Raw genomic sequence first — 27,000 nt, 5'->3', positions numbered from 1 at the left:
GAGCGCGCCAGCAATGCAAATGCAGCCAGACACCGAATTCGGCCTCTCCGACGCCAGACGCATCCTCGGCGAGGTTTTTGCGCCCTGGGTCCAGGATCTCAATCTCGCCGTCGAGCGCCTCGAGCACGTGCAGCCGGCGGATGCGCCGGACTGGCAGCCGGGCGCGCTGCTGCGCATGCCGTTCTCGGAGCGGCTGTGCCGGAACGGCGGCGTGGTCTGCGGCCAGGCCCTGATGGCGCTCGCCGACACCGCGATGGTGATCGCGATCCTGGCTGCCAATCGCGGCTACCGCCCGATGACCACGGTCGACCAGACCACGCATTTCATGCGCGCAGTGTCCTCGTCGGACGTGCTGGCGGACGCGCGCGTGGTGCGGCTCGGGCGCACTATGAGCTTTGGCCGCGTCACGCTGCTCTCGGCCGCCGACAACAAGCCGGTCGCGATGGTATCGAGCGCGTTCGCAATGCTGCCGGGCTGAGCAGCATCTCAAAAGAAGAGAGCCGCGTGGGCGTAAAGCGCACCGCGGCTCTCCATCACGATCGTGTCGAAGCAAGAGACCGAAGCGCGATTGCATCCTCGCTTCGGTCCGCACGCTTCATGACTTGCCGGGATTATTTTCCGAGCACTTCGTCGGCCGCGGTGACGATGCTGGCGGTCGGATTCTTTCCGCAATAAGCACCGAACTTCTTGGCGTTCTCGATGAACACGTCGGTGTCGATGATCGCGTTGTCCTCGTCGCCCTTGTACCAGCCGTCCATCCAGGTCAGCACGACCTGGATATTGTCTTCGCCGCTCTCGAGGAACTGCTTGCAGCTCATGGTCGAGAGGTCCCACTTGACGGCGTGGGCGGGCATCGACGACAGCGAGAACGCGGCGGCGAGCAAAATCGAAAGCGTGGTCTTCATCAGTATCTCCATTGGCGCGTAGCGCCACAAAAGAAAAGCGTGTGGGGAAAGTCGGCGGAGAGACTCTCCGCGTCAACGTCGTAAACGAAGTCTGAAGCGCTGTGCAAGTAGCGCCAGTATTGAGTTTAGTTCAACGTAATTTCTATGCACTACTTCACAATCATCATGATGGACCAATGCGGATGATCGAGAAGCGTGAAGCGCAGCGGTACCGTGTTTTCAAGGGTGGAACGATCACCTTTGAAAGCAGCGGCATTCCCTGCACTGTGCGAAACATGTCAGCGGGCGGCGCGGCGATCGACCTCGACACCCCCGTCACATTGCCGCAATCGTTCACGCTATCGATCGCGCGCGACGATTTCGTCCGGAATTGTCGCACAGTTTGGCGCAGTGACAAGCGCGTCGGCCTCGCCTTCGTGCAATAGCGCGCTCGATGTGAACGAACGTTCGCATCGCATCCACAACACGATTATGATTGCGTGATACGGCGACGGCGACGCCAGCGCAGGCTTGCGATCACGAGCGCGGCGATCCCGATTCCGATCACTGCGGATGCCCCAAAAAATCGTCCACCGGGACGATCGATGGTGCGCGACCACAATGTCGGCGCCTCGCCCGGCCGCGCCAGGCGGAACGCAACCACGCTGTCGCCGATCGAGGTGCCAGCTTCGGAGTGGCCGCCGGCGCCGATCGCGACATATTGCTCGCCCTTCCACAGGTAGGTCATGGGATTGGCGACGCCGGGCACCGGCAGCCGTCCCTGCCACAACTCCTTGCCGCTTCGCGCATCGAAGGCGCGCAGATAAGCATCCATCGCGCCGGTGAAGACGAGACCGCCCGCCGTGACCGCCAGTCCGTTGACGAGAGGCGCACCCCAGGGCAGCGGCGCGCCGAGCGGCGCCAGATCTTCGGTGGTGCCGACCGTCGAGCGCCAGAGGATCTTGCCGGCCTTCAGATCGACCGCAACCATCTCGCCCCAGGGCGGCTTGTTGCAGAGCAGACCGAGCCGCGACATCATCACCGCGCGCGACATCGCAAACGGCGCGCCGCGCTGCTGGCCGAAATCATGACCCGGCGGCGGATTGAATCCGGCGGCCTCCGCGCGCGGGATCAGCCTGATGAGATGAACGGCGCGCCCGGTGTTGGCGTAGAGAATCTGCCGGACCGGATCGAAGGCCGCGCTGCCCCAGTTCACGCCGCCGCCGGTGAAGGGAAACTCCAGCGTGCCCCGCACGGAAGGCGGCGTGAACAGACCCTCGTTGCGCGCCTCCGTGAACTGGCGCTCGCAGGACGAGCGGCGCAGTTCCGGCAACGGCGAGAGCGCGTCGTCGGTCGAGATCGTCTGCGACGTCAGCGCCGGCACATGCGTCGGAAACGGCTGCGTCGGCGACAACGCCTCCCCGTCCGCGCCGCCCTGCGGCACCGCGCGTTCTTCCACCGGCCAGACCGGCTTGCCGGTATCGCGGTCGAGCACGAAGACAAAACCCTGCTTGGTCGGCTGGATCACGACGTCGCGCTGGCCGTCACCGGCATCGAGGCGCGCGAGCGTCGGCTGCGCCGCCAGATCGTAATCCCAGACGTCGTGATGCACGGTCTGGAATGCCCATGCGAGCTCGCCGGTCTCGATACGCAAAGCGACCACCGAATTGGCATGTTCGTTGTTGCCCGGCCGCTTGCCGCCCCAGAAATCCGGCGACGGCGAGGACGTCGGCAGGAACACCAGGCCGCGCGCCGCGTCGACCGACATCGGCGCCCAGACGTTGGCGTGCCCGGCTTCGATGCCGTCACGCTTGAGCGGCTCGAAGGTCCAGCGCGCCCGGCCGCTGCGCGCGTCGAACGCACGTACGACGCCGCTCGGCGCATCGACGCGTCGGTTGTCGGAGATCGAGGAGCCGACCACGACGACACCCCGGCCAACGGCGGGCGGCGAGGTGATCTGGAACTCGCCGGGCCATTCCAGGGCCATGCCGATATCGAGGTTCACCTCGCCGCCATTGCCGAAACCGGCACAGGGAATTCCCGTCTTCGCGTCCAGCGCGATCAGGCGGACGTCGTTCGTGCCCATGAAGATGCGCGATCGGCAGGCGGCATTCGCGGGCGCCTCATCGTCGGTCCAGTGGGTGACGCCGCGGCAGACGTAACGATTGGCGGGACGCTGATTGGTCGCGATCTTCGGATCGTAACGCCATTTCTGCGCGCCTGTGCCGGGATCGAGCGCAATCACCTCGTTGAAGGGCGAGCAGAAGATCAGGCTGTCCTCGACGAACAGCGGCGTTGCCTGGAATTTGGTTCGCCGCATCACCTCCGGCGGACGCACCGCAAGATCGCCGGTGCGGAATTCGAAGGCCCGAACCAGATTGCCGACATTGTCGGGCGTGATCTGTTGCAGTGGCGAGAAGCGCGAGCCGCCGGCATCGCCGCCCCAACTCTCCCAGGCCGCGCTTGGCCGCACGGCAATCAGCAGCAGCGCAACGAGCCCGATCGGAATTCGCAGGCTGCTCCGCAACGCTTCCCTCGCTCTATTTCGGCTTCTTGGCGGGCTCACTCGGCCGGGCCCCGCCCCAAGGGTCGTACTTGTCCTTGGGCTCGGGAATGCGCTCGAGCGCGGCCTTGTAGGCTTTCTCGTCGACCTTGGGCTTGTTGTCCGCCGGTTTGGCTCCGTCATTGGGTGGCCGCCGGCCCTGCCCCTGCGCCGAGGCAACCGTCAGCGCCATGACCGCGGCCGCGATGACCAAAATCCTCATTGGTGCAATCCCCCTCGTCTGGGGTACAAACTTAGCCTGCAATTCCGGAATATGAAATGCCGCGAGTTCCAAGGATTCCATCAAGGCTTCCATAAAGACTTCAGCAAATCTTGATCGCCGGGGACTTCGCCGGATCGCATTCCTGCCTATCTGTTGGCCCGCAGGGGACCTTCACGGATGTTGCGGATCATTGCTCATGCGGCGCTGCTCGCCGGCGCGCTCGCGCTCGGCGCCTGCGGCGTTGCCGACAGCCGCGCCCCAGTGCCGGAATTCATGCGCATGAAGGAAACCGAGCAGCCGCCGCCCGAAGCGCCTCCCGACGTCAAGCGCCTGGTGCGCGAGCAGATCGACGTCGTCTTCCTCGCCACCTCCTATCCGCGCGAGGTGCACGTCGCTTCGCCCCATCGCGAGGTACGAGGGCCCGGCTGGACCGCCTGCGTCCGCGCCCAGCTCACCTCCGCGACCGGCACCTCGCTCGGCGCCCAGACCTACATCGTGACGATATCGGGCGGAAAGGTGGTCGACCGCCGCCGGGCGGAAGCCGACGATATCTGCGGAACGGAGACCTACGAGCCGATCTAGCAGCGAATCCGCGCAACAAAGCTCCGGTTCCGGGAAAAACCAGCATCGCAATCGGGAACGATCGCCGCCTCCCCTTCTTGTTACCGCCGAGGGCAGTTTCGGTGGAGGACAGGATGAAGACGTTTACGATTGCGCTTTTGGCGGGCGTCGGTGCTTTGGCGGCGGCGTCGAGTGCGAAGGCTTCCGATATCTACACGAGCAGCGAGTACACCAATTCGGATCTCGTCCAGCAGGTCCGGCTTGTCTGCGACGACGCCGGCCGCTGCTATCGCACGCGCGGTGGTTCGCGCGTGATCGTGCGCGATTCCTACAATTCCATGCCGCGCGATCGCTATTATGAGCGACGCACCTATCGCGACTGGGATGACGGGCCGCGCGGCGGCGTCGGCATTCGCGCGCCCGGCGTCAGCGTGGGCGTCGGTGTCGGCGACCGCTGGTAGTTGCTAGATCCAGCATGGGCGGGACCGGGCGAGACAATCGCCCGGTCCCGTCACGTGATTGAATCGGATCAGGCGGCGACGGATTGCTGCTGGAACTGCTCGTAGGCCGCGATCGCGTCCGCCGCGTACATCAGCGACGGTCCGCCGCCCATGTAAACGGCCATGCCGAGCGTCTCCTCGACCTCCTGACGCGTCGCGCCGAGCTTGACGAGGGCTTCGGTGTGAAAGCCGATGCAGCCGTCACAACGCGCGGCGACACCGAGCGCCAGCGCCATGAGTTCCTTGGTCTTCTTGTCCAGCGCGCCGTCCCGCGTGGCGGCCTGGGCGAGTGCGGAAAATCCCTTCATCGTCTCGGGAATGTCGCTCCGCAGCTTGCGCATATTGGCGGAGATTTGCCTGACGATGTCGGGATAGTTCTTGTCCATGGTCTTTACTCTCTGCAGTGACTTCAGGTTTCGAGCGGATCGGCCGGCGCGACGAAGCGCGTCAGCGACGGCAGGTGAGCGACAAAGCGTGCCAGCACCATGCCGGCACACATCGCCGCGACGAAGATGAAGGCCGAAGAAGACCCGAACCCGAGCGCGGTCAGCGCCGGCCCCGGACAGAAGCCGGCCAGTCCCCAGCCGATACCGAAGATCGCCGGGCCTGCGACGATTCTGAGATCGATATCGTTTCGCGTCGGGAGGAAAAATCGTTCGGCAAAGAACGGACGCGCGCGCCGCAGGACGCGATTGAAGCCGATGAAGGTCACGGCCACCGCGCCGGCCATCACGAAGGCAAGGCTCGCATCCCACGTCCCCGCCGGAATGCCGCCGACGTCGAGGAAGTTCAGAACCTTCGCCGGGTCGGACATGCCGGAGACGATCAGGCCGAAACCGAAGATCAGGCCGATCACGAATTGAACGAGAATGGCCATCGGCGTCAGCTCCAGTGCCGCATCACGAAGACGGTCGCCATGCCGGCTGCCATGAAGGTCACGGTCGCGACCAGCGAACGCGTGGAGAGCCGCGACAGGCCGCAGACGCCGTGGCCCGAGGTGCAGCCGCTGCCCCACACCGAGCCAAAGCCGGTGAGCAGGCCGCCGACAACCAGGATTGCCGTGCCCGCCTCGATCGTCTGCGACGGCAGGCTACCGGTGGCGAGCCGCACCAGCACGGGTGCGGCAACAAGACCGGCGACGAAGGCCAGCCGTCCGGCGAACTCGCCGTCCTCATAGGGCGGAAACAACCTTGCCGCGATGCCGCTGACGCCGGCGACCCGTCCCTTCGCCCACATCAGCAGAACGGCGGACAGGCCGATCAGCGCGCCACCCACAAGCGAAGCCATTGGCGTGAAAGACGTTGCAACCATTCGACCCTCCGGACCGAGAGTGCCCTTCACGGGCGGCGATACCATTATTTCAATTGTTTCTTATTTTCGAATATACTAATATACTAGCCGACCATGAATCGCAAGCCCCGCAATCAGGAATTGCTCGCTCTGGAGGAGAAGGCCGAAGAGGCCTCCCGCCTCCTCACCGCTATGGGCAATCCCAAGCGCCTGCTGGTTCTCTGCAACATGCTGGACGGCGAAAAATCCGTCGGCGAACTCGCCGAGATCGCGGGCCTGTCCTCGGCGGCGCTATCGCAGCATCTCGGCAAGATGCGCGCATTGAGCCTGGTCAAACCCAGGCGGGACGGCCAGACGATATACTACAGCATCGCGAGCCGGGAAGTCCGCGCGGTGCTGGAGACGCTGTACCGCCTCTTCTGCGCACCCTAGGACTTCGCCGGCGCAAACGCGGGAGCGCGGCATGACCGACGACACCTTCATCGAAGGACCTCTCTACGAGAAGCGCAGGAAGGTCTATCCGCAATCGGTCCACGGCCCGTTCCGCCGCATCAAATGGGCGATCCTGTGCGTCACGCTCGGGATCTATTATCTCTTGCCATTCATGCGCTGGAATCGCGGACCCGGCCTGCCCGACCAGGCCGTTCTGATCGACTTGCCGCATCGCCGCTTCTATTTCTTCTTCATCGAGCTGTGGCCGCAGGAGGTGTATTACTTCACCGGGCTGCTCATCATCGCGGCGATGGCCCTGTTCCTGATGAACGCGGTCGCAGGGCGACTGTGGTGCGGCTATTTGTGCCCGCAGACCGTATGGACCGATTTGTTCTACGCCGTCGAGCGCTGGGTCGAAGGCGACCGGCGCGAGCGCATGCAGGGCGACAAGCGCTACTGGACGTTCGACCACATCCGGAAGGTGGCGCTGAAGCACTTTCTCTGGATCATGATCGCCTGGTGGACCGGCGGCGCCTGGGTGCTGTATTTCGACGACGCGCCGACGCTGGTGAAGGAGCTCGCCACCTTCCAGGCCCCGTTCATCGCCTATCTCTGGATCGGCATCCTGACCGCGACGACCTACGTCTTCGCCGGCCACGCCCGTGAGCAGATGTGCATCTACATGTGCCCGTGGCCGCGCATCCAGGCGGCATTGACCGACGAATGGGCGCTCAACGTCACCTATCGCCGCGACCGCGGAGAGCCGCGCATGTCGGTGAAGAAGGCGGAAGCTGCCCGCGCCCATGGCGATTTCGCCGGCGATTGCGTCGACTGCCACCAATGCATCAACGTCTGCCCGACTGGCGTCGACATCCGCCACGGCATCCAGCTCGGCTGCATCCAGTGCGGCCTCTGCATCGATGCCTGCGACAACGTCATGCGCGAGATCGGCCGGCCCAAGGGCCTGATCGGCTACGACACCGATATCAACATGCAGCGTCGGCGCGACGGCAAGCCGCCGATCTATCGCATCGTCCGCGCGCGCACGCTGATCTATACCGCAGCCATTGCCATCGTCGGCACCATCATGGTCTACACCCTCGCCACGCGCGCGACCATGGACGTCAACGTGCTGCACGAGCGCAATCCGCTGTTCGTTCAGCTCTCTGACGGCGGGGTCCGCAACGATTACACCGTGCGCATTCTCAACAAGGGCGCACAGCGATCGTTTGCGATCGAGGTCTCCGGACTGCCCGGCGCGAACATCCGAGTCGCAGGCGTTGAAGTCGCTCCGGATGGCAAGCCCGTCGTAGAAGTCGGGCAGGACCAGACCCGCGAGGTCAGGCTGTCGGTGCAGGTCGGGCCTGCCGATCTGCCGAAGAGCTCGCGCGATCTCGAGGTCACGATCACCGATACCGCCAGCGGCGGACGGGCGAGCGCCCGTGATCACTTCCTGCCCGGCGACAAATAGGGATCTGCGTTGAGCATCCGGCACCGGATGCTCAACGAGACGTTAACATTACCGGTCGAATTGGAGCCGCGTCCCAACGGTATTTTCCAATCTTTGGGCTAAGCATGGCCTCGTGACGCGGCATTTGCCCGCGTGAACGGGACGAGGGGACGTGGTCGACATCGCGCAGCAGGCAGCGATCCATGCGGCATCGAGAAAGGATGCCATGGCGGCGCGCGTCCCGCTTACAGCGATCGACCCCGGCCAATGGCGCGCGCTCGCGCAGCAGGCGGTCGAGCCGAACGGATATTACCTGCCCGCCTGGGAGCTCGCCGTCAGCGCAACCGCGCGCGGCCGCACCGCAGCTTCGGCATTGCCCGCTTTCGACGGCGCGTCGACCCGGCTGATCGGGCTGATGCCGGTGATCTCGCTGTGGCGCGCCCTGAAGATTCCCCTGCCCGCGCTGGTGAGCGCGCATCCCTACGGCACCCTGTGCAGTCCGCTGATCGACCGCGACGCCCCGATCGAGGCGGCGACGCAACTGTTGCGGCGGGCGCGCGAGGCCGGCGCGCATGCGCTCGTGCTCAACGACGTCGCGCTCGACGGCGCTGCGATGACTGCGCTTAAGCAGGTCCTGACCCGCGACGGCCTGAAGCCGCGCGTGCTTTCCTCCTACATCCGCGCCAGCCTCGATGCGACGCAGGATGACGAAACGCTACTGCGCGACGCACTCGGCACCAAGAAGCTCAAGGAGCTGCGCCGACAAAGCCATCGCCTCGAAGAGCACGGCCCTGTTACGTTCGACGTCGCACGCCGGCCTGACGAGATCGGGCCCGCACTCGAAACATTCCTCCAGCTCGAAGCCAGCGGCTGGAAAGGCAAGCGCGGCACCGCGCTGGTGCAGCATGTCGGCGATGCGACCTTCATTCGCCGCGCGGTGCCGGCGCTGGCGGAGACCGCGCAGTGCGAAATCATCACGCTTCGCGCCGGGACGACCCCGGTCGCCGCCGGCATCGTGCTGCGCCATCAGGACCGCGCTTTCTTCTTCAAGCTCGGCATTGACGAACGCTTTGCGAAATATTCGCCGGGCGTGCAGCTCACAATCGAGCTCACCCGCCATCTCTGCGCCGATCCCGCCATCGCAAGCGCGGATTCCACCGCGAGCGCCGATCACCCCATGATCAACCCGATCTGGCGCGGGCGTTTTGCAGTCGGCGACGTGCTGATCCCGCTGCGGCGGCACGATCCGGTCGTGGCCCTGATTCACGCAGCACTGGCCGGACTCAATGCCGCGCACGAGGGCGCGCGACACGTGGTCCGCCGGCTCCGCAAATCAGCGAAAGCTACTCCGCCGCCTGCGCGTTGATCTCCTCCGAGACCTGGCGGATGGCGCGCGCGAGCAGGGTCGGGTCCTGCGCGCCGGAGACGGCGTATTTCTGCGCGAACACGTAGGTCGGCACGCCGGAGATGCCCTTCTCGGCGGCCTCCTGCGCATCGGCCGAGACGCGCGCGACGTCTTCGTCGGTGGCAAGGCGCCGGCGCACGTCCTCGGCGTCGAGGCCGATATCGGCGGCCGCCTGCACCAGCACGTTCACATCGGTGAGATCGCCACCGTCGCGGAAATACAGCTCCATCAGGCGCTGCTTCATCTCGGGCGCCTTGCCGATCGCTTCCGCCCACAGGATGAGGCGATGGCAGTCGGTGGTGTTGGGCTGACGCGCGACCAGCTCGGGCTTGTAGAGGAGGCCCTCCTCGCTTGCGGCCGTAACGACGCGCCCCGCGATTCCTTTATAGGCTTCGACCGAGCCGAACTTCTGGGTGAGATAGGCCTCGCGGCTGATGCCCTCGCGCGGCACCCAGGGATTGAGGAAGAACGGGCGGAAATTGAGCTTGACGGGAACGTCCGGCACGAGCGCCAGCGCACTCTCGATCCGGTGCTTGCCGATATAGCACCAGGGGCACACCACATCGGAGACGACATCGATCTGGAGCGGTTTCAGCGTGCTCATGTCAGGCGCCTCCTTCGGGCGGGTCACGGGTTCGCCGGAAGATAAGCCGAACCGGGGGCGGCGCAAGACATTGGCCCTGCATGGCTCACGACTTCACCTCTGCGGTTATTGCGACTGCTGCACCCCGCCCCGATACTTGCGGCCACAATCAAGTCCGAGGGGAGACCGCGTTGAGCGCCATTTTCAGGCCGGAAGGCCAACAGTTCCGGGCCACGGAGCACGCCGGCGGTCCGTGGTCTCCGGACATGCTGCAGGGAAGCGCCACCACCGCCCTGATGACCCGCGAGGTCGAGCGTCTCGCCACCGAAACCGGCTTTGCGGTGCGACGCCTGACCTTTGATCTGTGGCGACCTGCGGGCCTGCGCGCCTTCGGGACCGTCAGCGAATTGCTGCGCGACGGCCGCAAGGCGAAGACCTTGCAGGTGCGGCTGTTGGACGGCGAGACCGAGATCGGCCGCTGCACGGCGCTGCTGACCGCGTCGAGCGGGGAATCTCCCGCCGATCCCTTTGCGAGACCCATGATGGTCGACAAGGCGCCCGAGGCGGGCAGCCCGCCGCCGGCCTTCGCGCAGAAATGGAGTCGCTATTTCCAGAACGTGTCGGTGCGGCTGATCGAGGGCGCATTGGAGAAGCCGGGCCCGGCGGCCGCCTGGATGCGGCTCGATGCGCCGCTGGTCGAGGGTGAGCCGAACACGCCGCTGCTCCAGGCGGTGCAGGCCGCGGATTTCGCCAGCGGGGTCGCGCAGATCGTCGACATGCGGGACTGGACCTTCATCAATCCCGAGATCAGCCTCTACTTCTTCCGTCCGCCCGAGAGCGAATGGATCCTCATCCGCGCCGCCACGCGCGTCGGCGCCAATGGCGCCGGCCTGACCACGGCGACACTGAGCGATCTCAACGGTCCGTTTGCGGAGGTGATGCAGGCCATGAGCTTCGAGCGGCGTGAGGCCGCGCAAGCTCAGGCGTCCTGAGCCGCAAGCGCGACCAGGGTCGCCTCGGAGGCGGCATCAACGGGCATGAACATCTCGACGCGGAGCTCCTGCAGCGTCACGTCCTGCGGCGTGCCGAGCGTCAGCACCGCGCCGATCAGGCCGATCGCGACGCCGCCCTTGCGTAGGCGCACCTCGCAGAGCGGCCCCGGCACGGCGTCGTCCTCGATCGCAGGCGTGGGCAGCTCCGGCAGCCGCATCAATTCGCGCCAGGTCGATTGCAGGGCTTCGTCGAGCGGCGCGGCCATTGCCTCATGGCGCGCACGCGCCAGCAGAGCCGCGGCCACCGCGGGCCAGTTCTCGACGAACGGCTTGAGCTCGTTCGGCGCCAGGAACATGCGCATGTGATTGAGCGGCCGCTGCATGCGCTCAGGGCCGAGCAGCATCGTCATCAGACGCGAGGCGGCGCGATTGGCCTGCATCACGTTCCAGCGCCGGTCGGTAACGATCGCGGGAAACGGCTCGTGCCGCCGCAGCAGCAGATCGATGGCGCGGCGCGCATCGGCAAGCTCGGGCGCGGCGAGGTCGCGCTCGCCATATTGCCGGGCGAAGCCGCCGGCCTCGAGCAGCGCGTTGCGATCGCGCAGCGACAGATCGAGGGCGGATGCGAGCTGCAGCAGGGTCTCCCGGCTTGCCGCCGCCTTGCCGGTCTCGACATAGCTTAGATGCTTGATCGAAATGCCGGCCTCGAACGCCAGCTCCGCCTGGCTCAACGCCCGGCGCATGCGCCAAGCGCGCAGGAGATCGCCGACGGGATTGGCCGGCCGCAATCGCCGGAACGAGCGTGTGTCCATCGGCGGATTATGCGGGGACCGCTGCTGCCTGTAAACGCCGCTATGACAACCCGGCCGCCATCTGCTTCAGCCGTTCGGCGGTGCGCTCGTCCGCCGGGAAGAAGGTTTCCAGCGCCAGCTCCGACAGGGTGATGTCGACGGGCGTGCCGAACACCATGGTGGTGGAGAAGAAGCTCAGAACTTCTCCGCCATGGCGCAGCTTGAACGGGATGGCGACGTTGTCGCTCGACAGCGGCCCTGTCCGCGCCGGGATCGGATAGCTCTTGAGGTCGTTGTAGAGCTTGATCAGCTCAGGATCGGCCGTCACCTCGCATTGCCGGTGCAGACGCTCCAGAAGATGGCCGCACCACTCCGCGAGATTGACCGTGCGCGGCGCCAGCGCCTCGGGATGAAAGGCGAGCCGCAGCACGTTGAAGGGCTGGCCGAGCAGATGCTGCGGAATGCCATCGAGCAGCGGCGCCACCATGCGGTTGGCCGACACCAGGTTCCAGTGCCGGTCCACCGCGAGCGCGGGATTGGGCTCATGCGCCTTCAGCACGAGGTCGATCGCCTGGCGGGCTGATTTCAAGGCCGGGTCCTCCAGCTGGCGCTGCGGAAACGCCGGCGCGTAGCCGGCCGCGACCAGCAGCACGTTGCGTTCGCGCAAGGGCACGTCGAGACGCTCGGCGAGCCGCAGCACCATGTCGCGCGAGGGCGCGGCGCGGCCGGTCTCGACGAAGCTGAGATGACGCGCCGAGATTTCGGCTTCGCCCGCGAGATCGAGCTGGCTCATGCGGCGGCGCTGCCGCCATTCGCGCAAATGGTCGCCGATGTGAACCGGCTGGCTGCGGTCGGCCTGTGCCGTGGATGCATGTGCGTTCATGACCAGAAACCTAGCATGCGGATTTCGGCCCTTCCATTACCCGCGAGGTAATCGAATTGGCGCGCCGGCGCGCGCATCTTCAGTGGCGACAGGAGATGACCATGATCGCGCTGCTGCTCTACCGGACCGTCGCAGACCACCTTGTTCCCTGGGCCATGGCCTTCGCAACGCGGATGCTGGCGCGCAGCCTCAACATGCCGGAGCCGCTGGTGCATTCGACCGGCGACTATGTGCTCGCGCAGGTCACGGCCTTCGAACACGGCGTCGGCAGGAGCCTTTGTCCGTTCCGCCTCGCCCGCCTGCTTCGCGCCTGGTGGCGCGGACGGCACTGAGTTTCACCCCCGAGCCCACCCCAACCATGGAGACCTCTGATGATCGACGCTTCCACCTTCCTGCGCCGCGCGCTGCTCGCCGATGCCATCTTCAGCGGCGTCGCCGCCCTCGGCTTCACTTTCGGCGCGAGCGCGTTCGCTGCGCTGTTCAACCTGCCCGAAGCGCTGCTGCGCGAGACCGGCCTGTTCCTGATCGCCTACGCCGCGCTGGTCGGCTGGCTGGCGTCACGCGCCTCGGTGGCGAAGGCGCTCGTGCTGCTGGTCGTGGTCGGCAATGCGGCCTGGACGGTCGGCAGCATTGCGCTGCTGCTGTCGGGCGCGGTGTCGCCGAACCTTGCCGGCGCGCTCATGGTCGTGGCGCAGGCGATCGCCACCGGCGTGTTTGCCGAGCTGCAATATGTGGGATTGCGGAGAAGTGCGAGCGCGGTGGCGGCGTGAGGCCCGGCCTGGCCGCGCACCAATCGCGGCCATCGCCTGCGACTATGCCCTCGCCCGGCCGACCTTGCCGGCGAAGTGCTTGCCGTTCAGCTTCTTCTTTTTCGCCGTGCTTTTCGTGCCCGCCTTCTTGGCCTTGGCTTCCGTGCGCGCCTTCACCTTGGCGGCTTCCGCCCGCGCCTCGGCGCGCAGCTTCTTGCGCTTCTTCTCGCAAGACTCGCACTTGCAACCGATCGGCTTCAGATAGGCTTTGAAATAGTCGGTGCCGTAATCATAGTTGATCTCGTCACCCGGCTCGATGTTCCTGATGGCGCGGATGAAGACCTTGCGCTCGCGCGGCCGGACGTCGGACTCGGCGTTGGGCCGGCAGGAATGGTTGATGTAGCGGGCCAGATTCTTGCGCACCGAGCCGTCGATAGTCCAGCGGCCGTTGAGCTCGAACAGGTACTTGTTCTCGATGTCGTCCTGCTCGGGAATCCGCGAATCCAGGATCGGTCCGAAATAGCGGATGATCCGGGTGCCCTTCTTGATCGGCTTGGTTGCGAAGAGGCCGAGCCCGGTCTTGGAGCGGCCGACGCGATAGGGTTTTTGCGAGGAGATGGCTGGCATGATCAAGTAAAGGAGGACGCGAACGAGGCTGGAGGAGCCCAAGCGAAGCCGCTCTTCTAGAACGATTCCGCGCCGCTGTCAGGTCTATCCCACCCCTGTTTGAACCTTGCCCACAATGAAGACGTCTGATGGTGCGGAGTTCCCTGCGATCGAAGCCCTCATGATGAACCGCATCACCTGCACAGGCCTGGCCGTCTTGATGATCTGCATCGGCCTGCACAGCGCCGCCGCCCAAACCGTGGGCAGCACCTACACCTCGACCGCGCCCAAGGATTGCCGCCAGATCGGCAAGCCCAGCGAGCTCGACGGCAGCACGACGCGCATCTGTCCGGGCAAGGACGGCCTCCTGGTGCTGATCGCCGAGGACGATCTTCGCGAAATCGTCTCGGTCGGCCGCAATCGCAAGCAGGCGGCCGAGGAACCGGCAGCCAAGGTCTGGTTCGCACCGTTCAATTCGTCGGAGACCACGATCGAATGGCGTGCCGTGGGCGCAAAGCCGTTCGCGATCATCCAGCGCTGGCACATCGCCGACAATGCCGATCCCGACAAGCAGGGCCGGCCGAACACCAAGGCCATGCTGGTCGTGACCCGGCTCCCGCCGGGCCCGGTCTGTCACGTTGCTTATGTCGATGCGATCGCAAACACCACCAACGAGCTTGCGCGCAAGGCCGCGGACGATTTCGCCCGTGGCTTCGCTTGCGGCAAGGACGAGGTGAAGATCATCGGCACGCGCGGCCGCGCCGTCGAGCTTGCGACGATGCGCTAAGGCGCGATGCGATTAGGACGAATCGTCATCGCGCTTTAGGTTGTTGTTTAAGCATGATCTTTTCGGAAAACCGCTGCGCACTTTTCCGGATCATGCTTTAGGCCTTGGCGGCCCGCGACCGCTATGCGGGGTGTTTGGTGGCCACCGGCGCCATCAGCATCGCCTCCATTAGCCGCTCGGCCGTCGTTCCCTCGGGCAGACGTCCCAAGATATCCTCGAGCCGTCCGTCGAGCAGCAGCATGGTGAAGCCATGCACCATCGACCAGGCACGTGCGATCGCGGCACCCTGGCTCAGCGTCAGCGCGTCACCGCTGATCTGCTCCTGCCGCATCATGCCGATCGCATTCGCCAGCCCGGCGAAGGAGGCTTCGGCCGCCTCGTGCAGCGAGGGCCTGGAATAGTCCAGGCGCTCGGTACGGAACATGATGCTGTACATGCCGGGATGGGCTTGCGCGTAGGCGACGTAGGCCTTGGGCCGCGCCAGCGCGGCTTCGAGCGGCGTGGTGGCGGCACCGCAGGATGCCGCCATCGCCGCGTTGAACTGGCGGAAGCCGACGGCCGCGAGCTCGCTGAGCAGGCCGGTGAGATCACCGAAATGGTGGGTGGGTGCGGCATGGGAGACGCCCGCCTCCCGCGCCACCGCGCGCAAGGTGAGGCCGGCGAGTCCGTCGCGCTCCAGCACCCGTTCGGCAGCCTGCAGCAGCGCCTCGCGCAAGGCACCGTGGTGATAGGGCGTCTCGGACTTCGCGCTCGCCGCGCCGCGCCTTGGGCGCGATGCCGCAGTCGACGTCGTCTTTCTGGGGGCACGCGCGCGTCGCGCCGTTTCGCTCTTGGTATCGGTCTTGGTGTCGATCTTGGCCATTTGCAAGCTATATGACGCAATATTGACAGTGTAAAGATTTCGCTTGACCGATGCGGCAATCGACGCTATCCGATCTTTACGATGTAAAGATAGGGAGTGTACGCCGTGCAGCACGACGCCATCGCCGAGCGCCGCAACAACATCGCGCCGATCCCATTCGAAGCGGACGCGCCATTCCTGAAGATCATCGGCGAATTGCCGCGCGAGCTGAACGGCACGCTCTATCGCAACGGCCCCAATCCGCAGTTCGATTCCCCCGGCGCGCATTGGTTCGTCGGCGACGGCATGCTGCACGCGTTCCACCTCGACAACGGCCGCGCCAGCTATCGCAACCGCTGGGTCCGCACGCCGAAATGGCTCGCCGAGCACGATGCCGGCCGCGCTTTGTTCGGCGGCTTCGGCCGCAAGCTGCCGGATGCGCCGGCCGATCTCACCGACGGCGGCGTCGCCAACACCAACATCATCTTCCATGCCGGCAAGCTGCTGGCGCTGGAAGAGGCGCATCTGCCGACCGAGATCGAGCCCGGCACGCTGGCGACGCGCGGCTATCACAACTACCAGGGCCGTGTCGCCGGCAGTTTTACCGCGCACCCGAAGATCGATCCCGTCACCGGCGAGCTCGTGTTCTTCGGCTACAACGCCGCGGGCCCGTTGACCCCTGCCCTGTCCTACGGCTCGATCGATGCCTCCGGCAAGGCGACCCGCTTCGAGCGGTTCGAGGCGCCCTATGCCAGCATGGTGCACGACTTCATCGTCACCGCGAACCATGTGCTGTTTCCGATCCTGCCGATCACCGGCAGCATGGAGCGCGCGATGCGCGGGCAGCCGCCCTACGCCTGGGAGCCGGACAAGGGCGCCTATGTCGGCGTGATGAAGCGGAGCGGCACCGCAAAGGACATCGTCTGGTTTCGCGGTGAAGCCTGCTACGTCTTCCACATCATGAACGCGTGGGAGGACGAGAACCGCATCATCGCCGACGTCATGCAGTTCGAGGAAGCACCGCTGTTTTCGCATCCCGACGGCCGGCCGACCGATCCGGACAAGTCGCGCGCCCGGCACTGCCGCTGGACCTTCGATCTCTCCGGCAATACCGATCGCTTCCAGCAGACCTATCTCGACGATCTCACCGGCGAATTTCCGCGCATCGACGACCGCCGCGCCGGGCTGAAGAACCGTCACGGCTGGTACGCCTGCGCCAATCCGAAACTGCCGATGTTCGGCGCGCTCTCCGGCGTCGTCCATGTCGACGGCAACGGAAGACGTCTCGGCCATTACCTGCTGCCCGCCGGCGACACCATCTCCGAGCCGGTGTTCGTCGAGCGATCGAAGGATGCGACTGAGGGCGATGGCTGGCTGCTCGCCGTGGTCTGGCGGGCGCGGGAGAACCGCAGCGACCTCGCCGTGTTCAACGCCACCGATGTCGAAGCGGGTCCCGTCGCGCTGGTGCAGCTCGGCCATCGCGTGCCGGATGGTTTTCACGGCAATTGGGTGGGGGCGCAGTAGCTCCCGTCATTCCGGGGCGCGCCACTTGGCGCCCGCCCGGAGCCACAGCACGGACGTGTCACCAAAGAGGCCCGTATGCAGATGCCCTCCATCACCGCAGACCTCCTCGCCATCCTCGCCATGGTCTGCGCCGCGCTCACACTCGAGGTGGTCCATCTGCGGCGGAGCGGCCAAGTCCTCTTCAACGGCGGCATCCTGCTCGCCCTCGGCCTCGCGATCGCCTGCGCGCTCCCCATTCTGTCGCGCCTGCCCTGGGCGGAATTGGCTGACGAGGCGTCCGACCAAGCCGTTGCGGCACTTCAACTTTTACATGCCGCCTACATCATTTTGACACTGTAAAGATTTCGCTTGACCCGGTCTCGCCTCTGACCTATTGATCTTTACATTGTAAAGATCGACCTGACCGAGGTAGGTAATGGCGATTTTCCTGATCCTTGCGCCCTACGGCGCCTACAGCTTCCTGATGCTGGTAACGTCGGCCGCGATCAGCGTGTTCGTGGCCTCCGCGATTTGCCTCGCCACCGTCGCAATCGATGTGGCGCGCGGGCGCTCGGTGAAGACCCTGGCCGCGGGCTCGGCGATCGTGTTCGCCGCAATCGGCCTCTACCTGGCGCTGCTCGACCCGCAGCTCGGAACGCTCGGCGTCAAGCTGTCGGTCGATATCGGCATCTTCGTCATCTCGCTCGGCTCGCTGCTGGTCCGCCGTCCCTTCACGCTGCAATATGCGCTGGAATCAGTGCCGGCCGAGACCGCGGCGATGCCCGGCTTTCTCACCGCCAATTACGTCATCACCGGCGCCTGGACCGTGGCCGCGCTGTTGATGGCGGCCGGCAATCTCGTGCTGCTCTACGTCCCCGGCCTGCCGCTCTGGTCGAGCCTTGCGGTCGCCTTCGCCGCCCGCAACAGCGCGATTTACTTCACAAAATGGTATCCCGAGTATCGCCAGATCAAGTACGGTACGCCCGCCCGCGCATTGCCCACCGCCCGCTGAACAGGATTGACGATGAAGGACGTATTCGCCCGCCTCGGCTCCGACCTCTTCTCCGCCATCGTCTTCCTGGTCGTCTATCTCGCCACCGACAACGTCATCCTGGCGACGTCAGTGGCGATCGCCGGCGCGATCGCGCAGGTGATCCACGCCCGCATCAAGGGGCAGCAACTCAACTACATGACCTATGCGAGCCTCGCGCTCGTCGTCGGACTGGGCGGGATCACTCTGCTGACCAATGATCCCCGCTTCATGATGGCAAAGCCTTCGATCGCGCATTTCGCCATCGGCGCGATCATGCTCAAGCGCGGCTGGATGCTGCGCTACATGCCGCCGATCGTCGTCGAGACCGTTCCGGAATATGTGACGGCTGCAGGCTATGCCTGGGCGGCGCTGATGTTCGTGATCGGCGTCGGCATGATCCTCGTCGCCTCCACGGGCGATCTGAAGCTGTGGGCGTTCTACCTCACGGTGGTCGCCGGCGGCGCCAAGCTCCTCGCCTTTGCCGTGCAGTATGTCGTTCTAAGGCTCATCGTCACCAGCCGCAGGCGCGCTGCAGCCCGCGCCTAAAGCGCGATGTGATCGCGCTTCAGGTTGTTGTCTGAGCATGATCTTTTCCGAAAACCGCTACGCACTTTTCGGGATCATGTTTCCATGCCTCAAATGGAGCGTTAGGCAGGAGCTGCGAGTTGGGCTATAGGCTCGTCCGGGACTGGCCGCGGATCGTCGCGGTCCGCCGGATTTGTTCGGGAGACGGGAATGGCCGTAGACGGCAACTGGAATCTGACCATGACGACGCCGATGGGCGAGCGCCAGGCGACGCTGAGCCTCAAGGCCGCCGGCGGCACGCTCACGGGCACGCAAGGCGCGGAAGGTAATACCGCCGAGATCTTCGACGGCACCGTCGCTGGCGACAACGTCTCCTGGAAGGTCTCGATCACCAACCCGATGCCGCTCACGCTCGAATTCGCCGGCACCGTCTCCGGCGACAGCATGAACGGCGAGATGGGCATCGGCCCGATGGGCAGCTTCCCGTTCACGGGCGCCCGCGCGTAAGGCGGCGCAGCATCATGCGCGTGCTTCGTCTCATCGCGACGACGATGCTGTGCGTCGCGACACAAGCGGCGCGCGCGGATGACACCGAACCGGCGTGGCGCGCAAGCGCGCTCGCCCTGGTCCCGGCAGGTTATGTCGCCGGCGCCGCTTATCGAACCGATGGCTCGATGGGATATCTCGCCGTCTATCCCGCGCCATCGAACGATCCAAAAACACCGGCAAGCGTGTTCGCTGCGCGCCAGGCCCTCGTGGTCAAGCTGACACCGGATGCGACACGCGCGGTTTCAGCCGAGTTGAAGCCGCGCACAGAGCCCGATCCGGACAATGACGACAGCGATTTCTCAAAGCTGCACGCCGATCTCGCCGCCGGACGAACAAAGCTGCCCGAGGGCACCGAGCCCTGCAGTCTCGGCGCCTGGTCCATCGACAAGGACCCCGCTGGCCTCAACGTGCGCGCCGAGCCGTCGGCGACGGCGCGCGTGCTCGGCACGCTGCCGCCGCCTTACCGCTTGAAGTTAGGCGGCGCTGAGAACACGCCCGACGGCGGCTGGCTCACCGAATTCCGCATCATCGGCTTCAAGAGCGGCTGGTTTCTGATCGAAGGCGCCAAGCCGCCGGGCAAGGACTACGAGGACGAGAAGAGATATCCGCGGAGCGCGCCCAAACCCTATGCCGGGCGCGGCTGGGTTGCGTCCAACAAGGTCGGCGCGAGCTACGCCAATGGCTATACGCGCGCAGGCGGGCTGTTCCAGGCTCCCTTCGTCGATGCCAAATGGATGCCGGCGCAGCGTGAGCTCGGCGGCCCGATCGACGGGGACGGCGGCCCGAAGCGTCTGTTCGCCTGCAGCGGCTTCTGGGGTCTGGTCGAGAGCCATGACGGCGTCCGCGGCTGGTGGCGCGCGCTCTGCTCGAACCAGGTCACGAATTGCAGCTGAGAAGAGAGCGCTCCGCGACATTCTCGCTCTTGTCTTCTTAACAATTCAGGATTGTATTTGAGCATTGCACCCGGGAGGGAAGAATGCCGTACAGCATCACGCTTGCATTTCATCGATCACTGACAGCCGCGTTCGTTTGCATTCTGCTCGGAGCAGCGATGTCGGCCGGGCGCGGCGAACAATTGCCGCCGAAGATTGCCCCGGAGGCAACCGCCTGGAAGCCCGCCTCGATCTTCGAGAAAGACGACAAGGACGACAAGTTCAAGGATCAGCCACGCATGAATTTGAGCGGAGCGGCGTGCGTGCCCACCACGCCGAAGTTCACGTCATGCCTGATCGCCAATGATGAGAAGAAATACGCACAGTTCTTCTCGATCGAAGGCAACGTCCTCGTTCCCCGGAAGCTCATCCGGCTTTCGGATGACGACAAGGACCCCGATGCCGAAGGCGTCGCGTATGAAAAGGGCTTCTTCTATGTAACCGGCTCGCACGGCCGAAGCCGCAAGAGCGACAAGGAGAATCTGTCGAGCTATGTCGTGTTTCGGATTGCCGTGGATCCGCAAACCGGCGCACCCAAGACCGAACCCAACGCCAAGAAGGTCGAAGGCGTCGAGCCGAGCCCACGGCTGCGCGAAGTGATTGAAAAGAGTAACGACGTCGGATCGAAGTTCAACAAGCCGCTCGCGGAAGGCGGTGTCAACGTCGAAGGGATTGCAGTCAGGAACGACCGCATCTACTTCGGGCTGCGAGGTCCATCGCTGAACCGTCAGGCCTTTGTGCTCAGCGTCGATGCAAGCGCGCTCTTTACCAAGGACGACGATCTCAAAGCCGCCTCGACGCCGCTCGATCTCGGGGAGAATACCGGCATCCGCGACCTTGCCGTGGTGAACAACGGCATCTTGATCCTCGCAGGGCCAACGCGTGACGAAGACGTTCCCTATAGCGTCTGGCTGTGGGACGGCAGCAGCAAGACTGCCAAATCCCTGGCGACGCTCGATCTGAGCACAGCGCCAAAAGAGGCGAAAGCGGAAATTCTGCTTCCCCTCGAGGAAGACGCAGCCAACATCCGCGTGCTTGTCATGTTCGACAGCGCCGAAAATGGCGGCGCGATGTCGTTCACAATAAAGCGCTGAGCGCGCGCTGCGTAAATCGTCCGCCGGTCCGAGAACCGGCGGACGACGCAGGACTGGCTAGCCCAGGTTCAGCTCCTTGAAGAAGTCGTTGCCCTTGTCATCGATGATGATGAACGCGGGGAAGTCGACGACTTCGATGCGCCAGATCGCTTCCATGCCGAGCTCGGGATATTCGAGCACCTCGACCTTCTTGATGCAGTGCTCGGCAAGGTTCGCCGCGGCGCCGCCGATCGAGCCGAGATAGAAGCCGCCATACTTCTTGCAGGCCTCGCGCACGGCCGGCGCGCGGTTGCCCTTGGCCACCATCACCATCGAGCCGCCGGCGGCCTGGAACTGGTCAACGAAGGAATCCATGCGGCCCGCCGTGGTCGGACCGAACGCGCCGGAGGCGTAGCCCTCGGGCGTCTTGGCCGGGCCGGCGTAATAGACCGGGTGGTTCTTGAAATAGTCCGGCAGCGGCTCGCCCTTCTCCAACCGCTCGCGCAGCTTGGCGTGGGCGCTGTCGCGCGCGACGATCATGGTGCCGGTCATCGAGACGCGGGTCTTGATCGGGTGCTTGGAGAACGTCGCCAGGATGTCCTTCATCGGCTGGTTGAGATCGATCTTGACGACCTCGCCGCCGAGCGCCTGCTCGACCTGCGGCAGATATTGCGCCGGGTTGTGCTCGAGCTCCTCGAGATAGACGCCGTCCCTGGTGATCTTGCCGAGCACCTGGCGGTCGGCAGAACACGAAACGCCGAGCCCGATCGGCAGCGATGCGCCATGACGCGGCATGCGGATCACGCGGACGTCGTGGCAGAAGTACTTGCCGCCGAACTGCGCGCCGACGCCGAGCGATTGCGTCATCTTGTGGATCTCCTTCTCCATCTCGACGTCGCGGAAGGCGTTGCCGTCGGGCGAGCCGTGGGTCGGCAGCGCATCGAGATAGCGGGCGGAAGCGAGCTTCACCGTCTTCATGCAGAGCTCGGCCGAGGTGCCCCCGATCACGATCGCGAGGTGATAGGGCGGGCAAGCAGCGGTGCCGAGGGTGAGGATTTTTTCCTTCAGGAAAGCGAGCAGCCGGTCCTTGGTCAGCACCGAGGGCGTCGCCTGGAACAGGAAGCTCTTGTTGGCGCTGCCGCCACCCTTCGCCATGAACATGAACTTGTAGGCGTCATCGCCTTCGGCGTAGATCTCGCACTGCGCCGGCATGTTGTTGGCGGTGTTCTTCTCCTCGTACATCGAGAGCGGCGCGACCTGCGAGTAGCGCAGATTGCGGCGCAGATACGCGTCGCGCGCACCTTCCGACAGCGCCGCCTCGTCGTCGCCGTCGGTGATGACGTTGCAACCCTTCTTGCCCATGATGATCGCGGTGCCGGTGTCCTGGCACATCGGCAGCACGCCGCCGGCGGCGATGTTGGCGTTCTTCAAAAAGTCCAGCGCGACGAACTTGTCGTTCGGGCTGGCCTCGCCGTCCTCCAGGATGGCGCGGAGCTGCTTCAGATGGCCGGGGCGCAAATAATGGTTGATGTCGCCGAAAGCCGCCTCCGACAGCGCCCGCAGCGCCTCGCGCGACACCACCAGCATGTCCTTGCCCAGGACCTTCTCGACCCTGACACCCTCGGCCGTGATCTTCTTGTAGGGCGTCTCGTCCTTGCCCAGCGGGAATAGCGGGGTGTGCTTGTAGGGCGGAACGGGCTTTGACGGGTCGGGGAAGGCGGTCGGAGCGTTCATGGAGCGAATCTCGGGTTTTTGGAGCCCTGGCGGGCCTCTCAGCATAGAAGCGTTCTAAGCTTTTTTGCTGCAAAGGGAAGTGAGCGGAGCGCATGGAAGAGACCCCATTCTGTCTCCCGGCAAGGGGCAGGCGCCCACTCAAGAATCTCGGGCCTGTGCGCCGTGAAATACTGCAGTTACGACAATTCGTGCGCGTAACCCATCGACCTCATAGATCACGACATAGGGAGCCGGGGCACAACCCACTCAAATGTCTGGGGATCATGCCCGACGTGCCCCATAAAGGGGAAGGACGTCAACTGCCCGATACTCTTGAGCAGCCGATCGGTCACCTTCCGGGCAGCGGCCGGACTATCCTGTGAAATCCAGTTGAAGATACCTTCGAGATCAGCAACCGCCTGATCATCGAAGATCAGCTCCATGGCCCCTCAGGACCCAAAGCGCTCGACGCGCGCACGCACTTCATCCAGGGAGAGGAATTTGCGGTTTGGATCGGCTCGGCGACGGCGCACTTCGGCGATCTGCTCCTCGGTCAGCTGGATGTCCCGCATGTGTTTGACATAGTCGAGCAACGCCCCCGCGGCGGCATCCTGCTCGCCTTCGGGAAGCTGCACGACCTGACGGATAGCCTCGTCCAGGAGCTTGGTCATACAATCAAGTATAGCAGATTGCAGGCGAGAGAACAGCCAAGCCGCACGGGGAAATGCCCGTTCCCACCCTTGCGCTTCGCGCCCGACGACGCTTGAATGCGCGCCCTAAGGGGCTTTTCATCATGACATTGAACTTGAACGTCCGCGGCGCGATCCTGGTCGCCGCCGCCATCACCGGCCTTGTGACCCTCACCTCGCCCGCACGCGCCGACCGCTGCGACGACAGTGCCAAGGAGCTGGCGAACCAGGTCGATCGCCTCAAGGTGAACTTCCGCGCTGCGAACACCGTCTACCTGACGCACCCGGCGGCCAAGGAGCTGTCCGTGGGTTGCCGCGGCGACAAATATTCCATCGAGCTCTATGCCAAGGGTGATCGCAAGCCGACGCCGGAATTCTATGCGCTGGTGGGATCGATGGCGGCGATCGTCTTCACCGTGACCAAGGACGACACCACGACGGGCGCGACACGCTGCCTGAAGCGGATGGGTCTGCTGCGCGGCGACAAGATCAGCATGCGCTATCGGCGACTCAACATGGAATGCACCCGCACCAAGAAGGACGCGTCCATCGCGATCACGCGCGGCAAGGACGAATAGGCGGAGGCCCTCTTCCGCACTTGCTGCGGACAAGGTGCAATTGCGACGCGACGCAGCTCGCTTCGTACTCCGTAATTGCGAGCGGAGCGACTTGTCCGCCGAAGCCTTGGCGAAGGCGGAAGCAATCCAGAATCCTTCCGCGGTGACGGTCTGGATTGCTTCGTCGCAAGAGCTCCTCGCAATGACGAGGAGGGTTTAGTCGTCGCTCGCATAAGGCACGATGCGGGGCACGAACAGCGCCTCCTACCACACCAATCGCTCGCATTTTAACGATTGCCTTGAAGGAATTTTCGCTCCTCGCAGCGCAGGGTCAATTGTTTCCATGTGTGAGGATTTGCGGATGAAGGTTTCCACCGTTGCGCCGCCGCCGATCGCGATCGTGGTTCCGAGCTACGACACGACCAAGCAGCAGGACGATCAGACCAAGACCAAGGACGCCGACCCCACCTACAAGCCGCAGCCGCCCGCACCGCTGCCGCCGGGTCAGGGCACGCGGATCGATCAGCTCGCCTGATCGATCTTCTCGAAGGACGAATCGCCCGATCCGGTCGATCGGGCCTGTTTCGCGTCCGGCGCATCTTCGCCGGATAGCGGGAACATCATGCGCGGCCACCCCGGGACCTGCGCATGATCGCAAGACGGCCGTTGCTTGACACCGCGCTCGTTGCCGCCATGGGCGCGCGATTGTTCGCGTCCACGCGAACCTTGCACCCGGCCCGCCTGCTCCACCGCGGCCATTTTCCCTACGCGCACGATTGGGCCGAAAACCACCGCTCCGGTTCGGCGCGGCCTTCAAGTGTGATCCGGCTCATCAAATTTCCGCATGCGGCGTGCTCATCTGCGAGGCCGAATGAGCATGCGTCGATGGGACAACCATGGAACTGAATGAAGAGCTGCTGTCGCTGGTGGCGGGCATCTACGATGCAGCGCTCGACGATTCCCGATGGTCGGCGACGCTTCGTTGCATCGTCGACCTGGCGGGCGGCCAAAGCGGCGGTCTGGTCCGGATCGGAGCAGACGGCGAGGCCGTGATCGCGCATGCTGTTGGTGTCGAGCCGGCCTATGTTCAGTCCTACATCGAAACCTATGAACCGTTCGATCCGTCGCGCAGCGTGCTCCACGCGTCGGTCGGCCAGATCCAGACCATCAGAGACTGGATCGACGTCGACGAATTCCGCACCACCATGTTCTACAACGAATGGACGCGGCCGCAGGGCCTCGAGGACGCCGCCAATATCCTGCTCGACAAATCGCCTGAGGGAATATCCCGCCTCTCGATCATGAAGGCCGGCGGCCCCGTCGACCGCAGGATGTACCAGGTGATCTCCCACCTCACGCCGCACCTGCAACGGGCCATGGTCGTCAGGCAGAAGCTGCAGCAGCAGAACGCATTGGAGACGACGTCGATGCGCACGCTCGACGCCCTGCGAACCGCCATCCTGCTGCTCGATGCCGAGGCTCGTATCACGCACGCCAATGCCAGCGCGCGCGACATCCTGGACGAGGCCGACGTGCTTCGTTCGGTCCGTGGCCGGCTGGTGACGTCCGAGCCGAATGCCGATCGCGTGCTGCGGCAGGCGCTGGCGGGCACGGTTGTCGGCGACCGCGCGATGACGAGCGCGAGCATCTCGCTGCATCTGACGGCCCGCGACGGCGCGCATTTTGTCGCGCATCTCCTGCCGCTGACCGCCGGGCGCCGGCAAAGGTTCGCAGCGAGCTACGACGCCTGCGCCGTCCAGTTCGTCAGCAAGGCAGCGCTCGATACGAGCGTCGCGCCCGACCTCATCCGCAAGCTGTTCAAGCTGACGCCGACCGAGCTGCGCGTCTTCCTGTCCATCGTCGAGATCGGTGGGGTTCCCGACGTGGCCAGGAGCATGGGCATTGCCGAATCCACGATCAAGACCCATCTCGCCCGGATCTTCGCCAAGACCGGAACCAAACGACAGGCGGATCTGGTTCGGCTCATCGCGGCCTTTACACCGCCGATCAAGGTCTGAACCCGGTCCCTGTCGCCTCGCGCCGCATGTTTGCCGGAAAGCAGGCTATCAATACGCTGGCGTGGGACAGAACAAGATCGCCAATGATCGCCAGACTGCTGCTGCAGAACACGATCACCACCGCCGCGATGGGCGCGCTGCTGTTCGCCTCCGCAGGGACGCTGCGCTGGCCTTCGGCCTGGGTGTTCCTCGCGACATGCACCCTGCTCGGCCCGCTCTGCGGCTGGTGGCTCTACCGGATCGATCCGGCGCTGCTCGCCGAGCGGCTGCGGCCGGTGCTGCAGAAGGATCAGCCAGCAGCCGACAAATTGTTCATGAGCGTCTTCGTCGTCGCGATGCTCGCCTGGCTGGTGCTGATCGGCGTGGACCGGCGCCTTCAATCGTCCGACATGCCGGTCGCACTCCAGGCGTTCGGCCTTGCGCTGTTCCTGGCCTCGACACTGTCCACGATGTGGGTGTTCCGCGAAAACTCGTTCGCTGCGCCGGTGGTGAAACTGCAGGCTGAGCGCGCCCAGCGCGTGATCTCGAGCGGTCCCTACGCCCATGTGCGTCATCCCATGTATAGCGGCATGGTCCTGTTCTTCGCCGGCGTGCCGCTGCTGCTGGGCTCGTGGTGGGGACTCGTGATGGTCCCGCTCCTGGTCCTCCTGTTCGCGATCCACATCGGAATCGAGGAGCGCACCTTGCGCGAGGGCCTGCCGGGCTATGCCGATTATGCGGCGCGGGTGCGCTATCGCCTGATGCCCGGCGTTTGGTGAGCGCGCATCGCGCTGCCCTCCTCCGATCGGCTGACGCAGCGGAAAGCGGACTTCGCTAGACAGCGGCGGCACGCAACGCAACGAAAGACGCGACGATGTTCTGCAAGCCGCCCTGCCCCGACCAGCCGGAG

37 protein-coding genes are annotated in these 27,000 nt (G+C 64.9%); 22 read left to right on the top strand and 15 right to left on the bottom strand.

Annotation, left to right across the window (positions count from 1 at the left end; all coding sequences use genetic code 11):
• The first annotated feature begins 13 nt into the window (after positions 1-13).
• The gene (locus XI03_RS07235) at positions 14-478 is read left to right on the top strand and encodes a PaaI family thioesterase (protein WP_028142810.1); all 465 of its coding nucleotides are present in this window, start codon (positions 14-16) and stop codon (positions 476-478) included.
• 133 nt (positions 479-611) lie between these two features.
• Here the strand turns inward: XI03_RS07235 and XI03_RS07230 are convergent, their stop codons facing one another.
• Positions 612-905: an HdeA family protein gene (locus XI03_RS07230; protein WP_026201704.1), complete on the bottom strand. Its 294-nt coding sequence runs from the start codon at positions 903-905 to the stop codon at positions 612-614.
• A 176-nt stretch (positions 906-1,081) separates the two neighbouring features.
• On the opposite strand from XI03_RS07230, the gene XI03_RS07225 reads away from it, so the two are divergent.
• Complete coding sequence (locus tag XI03_RS07225; RefSeq protein WP_370092662.1) at positions 1,082-1,330, top strand: PilZ domain-containing protein; 249 nt, start codon at positions 1,082-1,084, stop codon at positions 1,328-1,330.
• A 44-nt stretch (positions 1,331-1,374) separates the two neighbouring features.
• Here XI03_RS07225 and XI03_RS07220 read toward each other — a convergent pair whose 3' ends face one another.
• Both XI03_RS07220 and XI03_RS07215 read right to left on the bottom strand, forming a co-directional pair.
• Entirely contained in the window at positions 1,375-3,411 is a 2,037-nt protein-coding gene (locus tag XI03_RS07220; RefSeq protein WP_271591716.1) for a pyrroloquinoline quinone-dependent dehydrogenase, read from the bottom strand.
• A gap of 13 nt (positions 3,412-3,424) precedes the next feature.
• On the bottom strand, positions 3,425-3,649 hold the full coding sequence (locus tag XI03_RS07215; protein WP_038971667.1) for a hypothetical protein: 225 nt from the start codon (positions 3,647-3,649) through the stop codon (positions 3,425-3,427).
• A 177-nt stretch (positions 3,650-3,826) separates the two neighbouring features.
• On the opposite strand from XI03_RS07215, the gene XI03_RS07210 reads away from it, so the two are divergent.
• Both XI03_RS07210 and XI03_RS07205 read left to right on the top strand, forming a co-directional pair.
• Positions 3,827-4,231 (top strand): hypothetical protein, encoded by a 405-nt coding sequence (locus XI03_RS07210; protein WP_028142806.1) that lies wholly within the window; start codon positions 3,827-3,829, stop codon positions 4,229-4,231.
• A 113-nt stretch (positions 4,232-4,344) separates the two neighbouring features.
• Positions 4,345-4,671 (top strand): hypothetical protein, encoded by a 327-nt coding sequence (locus tag XI03_RS07205; protein WP_028142805.1) that lies wholly within the window; start codon positions 4,345-4,347, stop codon positions 4,669-4,671.
• A gap of 68 nt (positions 4,672-4,739) precedes the next feature.
• Here the strand turns inward: XI03_RS07205 and XI03_RS07200 are convergent, their stop codons facing one another.
• Genes XI03_RS07200 through XI03_RS07190 form a run of 3 tightly spaced genes read right to left on the bottom strand, consistent with a single transcriptional unit; the run spans position 4,740 to position 6,021 of the window.
• Entirely contained in the window at positions 4,740-5,096 is a 357-nt protein-coding gene (locus XI03_RS07200; RefSeq protein WP_038948083.1) for a carboxymuconolactone decarboxylase family protein, read from the bottom strand.
• A gap of 23 nt (positions 5,097-5,119) precedes the next feature.
• A complete protein-coding gene (locus tag XI03_RS07195; protein ID WP_271591715.1) occupies positions 5,120-5,587 on the bottom strand; it encodes a DUF6691 family protein in 468 nt (155 codons plus the stop codon).
• A gap of 5 nt (positions 5,588-5,592) precedes the next feature.
• Positions 5,593-6,021, bottom strand: coding sequence for a YeeE/YedE family protein (locus tag XI03_RS07190; protein ID WP_028142802.1), 429 nt, complete (start codon positions 6,019-6,021; stop codon positions 5,593-5,595).
• 93 nt (positions 6,022-6,114) lie between these two features.
• Between XI03_RS07190 and XI03_RS07185 the strand changes: the two genes are divergently transcribed.
• From XI03_RS07185 to XI03_RS07175, 3 genes are all read left to right on the top strand, one after another.
• Entirely contained in the window at positions 6,115-6,432 is a 318-nt protein-coding gene (locus XI03_RS07185) for an ArsR/SmtB family transcription factor (RefSeq protein WP_038948085.1), read from the top strand.
• A gap of 31 nt (positions 6,433-6,463) precedes the next feature.
• On the top strand, positions 6,464-7,903 hold the full coding sequence (gene ccoG, locus XI03_RS07180; protein ID WP_271591714.1) for a cytochrome c oxidase accessory protein CcoG: 1,440 nt from the start codon (positions 6,464-6,466) through the stop codon (positions 7,901-7,903).
• Between the two features lie 151 nt (positions 7,904-8,054).
• Positions 8,055-9,248 (top strand): GNAT family N-acetyltransferase, encoded by a 1,194-nt coding sequence (locus tag XI03_RS07175; protein WP_038948087.1) that lies wholly within the window; start codon positions 8,055-8,057, stop codon positions 9,246-9,248.
• On the opposite strand, the gene XI03_RS07170 is transcribed toward XI03_RS07175, so the two are convergent.
• Positions 9,226-9,891 (bottom strand): DsbA family oxidoreductase, encoded by a 666-nt coding sequence (locus tag XI03_RS07170; RefSeq protein ID WP_028142798.1) that lies wholly within the window; start codon positions 9,889-9,891, stop codon positions 9,226-9,228. The genes XI03_RS07175 and XI03_RS07170 overlap by 23 nt on opposite strands.
• A 170-nt stretch (positions 9,892-10,061) precedes the next feature.
• Between XI03_RS07170 and XI03_RS07165 the strand changes: the two genes are divergently transcribed.
• Complete coding sequence (locus tag XI03_RS07165) at positions 10,062-10,862, top strand: thioesterase family protein (RefSeq protein WP_271591713.1); 801 nt, start codon at positions 10,062-10,064, stop codon at positions 10,860-10,862.
• On the opposite strand, the gene XI03_RS07160 is transcribed toward XI03_RS07165, so the two are convergent.
• Both XI03_RS07160 and XI03_RS07155 read right to left on the bottom strand, forming a co-directional pair.
• On the bottom strand, positions 10,850-11,674 hold the full coding sequence (locus XI03_RS07160; protein WP_271591712.1) for a helix-turn-helix domain-containing protein: 825 nt from the start codon (positions 11,672-11,674) through the stop codon (positions 10,850-10,852). The two genes, XI03_RS07165 and XI03_RS07160, sit on opposite strands and share 13 nt — an antisense overlap.
• A 40-nt stretch (positions 11,675-11,714) precedes the next feature.
• A complete protein-coding gene (locus XI03_RS07155) occupies positions 11,715-12,536 on the bottom strand; it encodes a helix-turn-helix domain-containing protein (RefSeq protein WP_271591711.1) in 822 nt (273 codons plus the stop codon).
• A gap of 101 nt (positions 12,537-12,637) precedes the next feature.
• Between XI03_RS07155 and XI03_RS07150 the strand changes: the two genes are divergently transcribed.
• A complete protein-coding gene (locus tag XI03_RS07150) occupies positions 12,638-12,868 on the top strand; it encodes a hypothetical protein (RefSeq protein WP_080670194.1) in 231 nt (76 codons plus the stop codon).
• A 39-nt stretch (positions 12,869-12,907) separates the two neighbouring features.
• Positions 12,908-13,306, top strand: coding sequence for a hypothetical protein (locus tag XI03_RS07145; protein ID WP_271591710.1), 399 nt, complete (start codon positions 12,908-12,910; stop codon positions 13,304-13,306).
• A 42-nt stretch (positions 13,307-13,348) separates the two neighbouring features.
• Here XI03_RS07145 and XI03_RS07140 read toward each other — a convergent pair whose 3' ends face one another.
• Positions 13,349-13,912 (bottom strand): SET domain-containing protein, encoded by a 564-nt coding sequence (locus XI03_RS07140; protein ID WP_038948090.1) that lies wholly within the window; start codon positions 13,910-13,912, stop codon positions 13,349-13,351.
• Positions 13,913-14,075: 163 nt separating this feature from the next.
• Here XI03_RS07140 and XI03_RS07135 point away from each other — a divergent pair, with 163 nt between their 5' ends.
• The gene (locus XI03_RS07135) at positions 14,076-14,678 is read left to right on the top strand and encodes a hypothetical protein (RefSeq protein ID WP_271591725.1); all 603 of its coding nucleotides are present in this window, start codon (positions 14,076-14,078) and stop codon (positions 14,676-14,678) included.
• A 121-nt stretch (positions 14,679-14,799) separates the two neighbouring features.
• On the opposite strand, the gene XI03_RS07130 is transcribed toward XI03_RS07135, so the two are convergent.
• Positions 14,800-15,540: a TetR/AcrR family transcriptional regulator gene (locus XI03_RS07130; protein ID WP_038971628.1), complete on the bottom strand. Its 741-nt coding sequence runs from the start codon at positions 15,538-15,540 to the stop codon at positions 14,800-14,802.
• A gap of 105 nt (positions 15,541-15,645) precedes the next feature.
• Here XI03_RS07130 and XI03_RS07125 point away from each other — a divergent pair, with 105 nt between their 5' ends.
• From XI03_RS07125 to XI03_RS07095, 7 genes are all read left to right on the top strand, one after another.
• Positions 15,646-17,043, top strand: coding sequence for a carotenoid oxygenase family protein (locus tag XI03_RS07125; protein WP_271591709.1), 1,398 nt, complete (start codon positions 15,646-15,648; stop codon positions 17,041-17,043).
• 75 nt (positions 17,044-17,118) lie between these two features.
• The gene (locus XI03_RS07120) at positions 17,119-17,382 is read left to right on the top strand and encodes a hypothetical protein (protein ID WP_028142790.1); all 264 of its coding nucleotides are present in this window, start codon (positions 17,119-17,121) and stop codon (positions 17,380-17,382) included.
• A 76-nt stretch (positions 17,383-17,458) separates the two neighbouring features.
• Positions 17,459-18,034 carry a hypothetical protein gene (locus XI03_RS07115; RefSeq protein WP_028142789.1) on the top strand — a complete coding sequence of 192 codons (576 nt, stop codon included), beginning with the start codon at positions 17,459-17,461 and terminating at the stop codon, positions 18,032-18,034.
• A 12-nt stretch (positions 18,035-18,046) separates the two neighbouring features.
• On the top strand, positions 18,047-18,601 hold the full coding sequence (locus XI03_RS07110; protein ID WP_271591708.1) for an inner membrane-spanning protein YciB: 555 nt from the start codon (positions 18,047-18,049) through the stop codon (positions 18,599-18,601).
• 189 nt (positions 18,602-18,790) lie between these two features.
• Positions 18,791-19,087, top strand: coding sequence for a hypothetical protein (locus XI03_RS07105; protein ID WP_028142787.1), 297 nt, complete (start codon positions 18,791-18,793; stop codon positions 19,085-19,087).
• Between the two features lie 14 nt (positions 19,088-19,101).
• Positions 19,102-20,022, top strand: coding sequence for an SH3 domain-containing protein (locus XI03_RS07100; RefSeq protein ID WP_271591707.1), 921 nt, complete (start codon positions 19,102-19,104; stop codon positions 20,020-20,022).
• Positions 20,023-20,105: 83 nt separating this feature from the next.
• Complete coding sequence (locus XI03_RS07095) at positions 20,106-21,155, top strand: DUF3616 domain-containing protein (RefSeq protein WP_271591706.1); 1,050 nt, start codon at positions 20,106-20,108, stop codon at positions 21,153-21,155.
• Between the two features lie 57 nt (positions 21,156-21,212).
• Here the strand turns inward: XI03_RS07095 and XI03_RS07090 are convergent, their stop codons facing one another.
• From XI03_RS07090 to XI03_RS07080, 3 genes are all read right to left on the bottom strand, one after another.
• On the bottom strand, positions 21,213-22,868 hold the full coding sequence (locus XI03_RS07090; RefSeq protein WP_038948099.1) for a fumarate hydratase: 1,656 nt from the start codon (positions 22,866-22,868) through the stop codon (positions 21,213-21,215).
• A gap of 215 nt (positions 22,869-23,083) precedes the next feature.
• Positions 23,084-23,290: a type II toxin-antitoxin system RelE/ParE family toxin gene (locus XI03_RS07085; RefSeq protein WP_271591705.1), complete on the bottom strand. Its 207-nt coding sequence runs from the start codon at positions 23,288-23,290 to the stop codon at positions 23,084-23,086.
• A gap of 6 nt (positions 23,291-23,296) precedes the next feature.
• Positions 23,297-23,518 carry a hypothetical protein gene (locus tag XI03_RS07080; RefSeq protein WP_028142783.1) on the bottom strand — a complete coding sequence of 74 codons (222 nt, stop codon included), beginning with the start codon at positions 23,516-23,518 and terminating at the stop codon, positions 23,297-23,299.
• A 122-nt stretch (positions 23,519-23,640) separates the two neighbouring features.
• On the opposite strand from XI03_RS07080, the gene XI03_RS07075 reads away from it, so the two are divergent.
• On the top strand, positions 23,641-24,114 hold the full coding sequence (locus XI03_RS07075; RefSeq protein WP_095425268.1) for a hypothetical protein: 474 nt from the start codon (positions 23,641-23,643) through the stop codon (positions 24,112-24,114).
• A 340-nt stretch (positions 24,115-24,454) separates the two neighbouring features.
• The gene (locus XI03_RS07070; RefSeq protein WP_018321873.1) at positions 24,455-24,628 is read left to right on the top strand and encodes a hypothetical protein; all 174 of its coding nucleotides are present in this window, start codon (positions 24,455-24,457) and stop codon (positions 24,626-24,628) included.
• On the opposite strand, the gene XI03_RS07065 is transcribed toward XI03_RS07070, so the two are convergent.
• Complete coding sequence (locus tag XI03_RS07065; RefSeq protein ID WP_271591704.1) at positions 24,616-24,852, bottom strand: hypothetical protein; 237 nt, start codon at positions 24,850-24,852, stop codon at positions 24,616-24,618. The two genes, XI03_RS07070 and XI03_RS07065, sit on opposite strands and share 13 nt — an antisense overlap.
• Before the next feature lie 137 nt (positions 24,853-24,989).
• Here XI03_RS07065 and XI03_RS07060 point away from each other — a divergent pair, with 137 nt between their 5' ends.
• Together XI03_RS07060 and XI03_RS07055 are read left to right on the top strand one after the other, a co-directional pair.
• Positions 24,990-26,111: a helix-turn-helix transcriptional regulator gene (locus XI03_RS07060; RefSeq protein ID WP_271591703.1), complete on the top strand. Its 1,122-nt coding sequence runs from the start codon at positions 24,990-24,992 to the stop codon at positions 26,109-26,111.
• Positions 26,112-26,194: 83 nt separating this feature from the next.
• Positions 26,195-26,869 (top strand): methyltransferase family protein, encoded by a 675-nt coding sequence (locus XI03_RS07055; RefSeq protein WP_271591702.1) that lies wholly within the window; start codon positions 26,195-26,197, stop codon positions 26,867-26,869.
• Positions 26,870-27,000: the final 131 nt, after the last annotated feature.

The sequence above is a fragment of the Bradyrhizobium sp. CCBAU 65884 genome (genome assembly GCF_028128835.1).
Taxonomy (GTDB): domain Bacteria; phylum Pseudomonadota; class Alphaproteobacteria; order Rhizobiales; family Xanthobacteraceae; genus Bradyrhizobium; species Bradyrhizobium ottawaense.
This window is presented reverse-complemented; position numbering and strand designations above follow the sequence as displayed.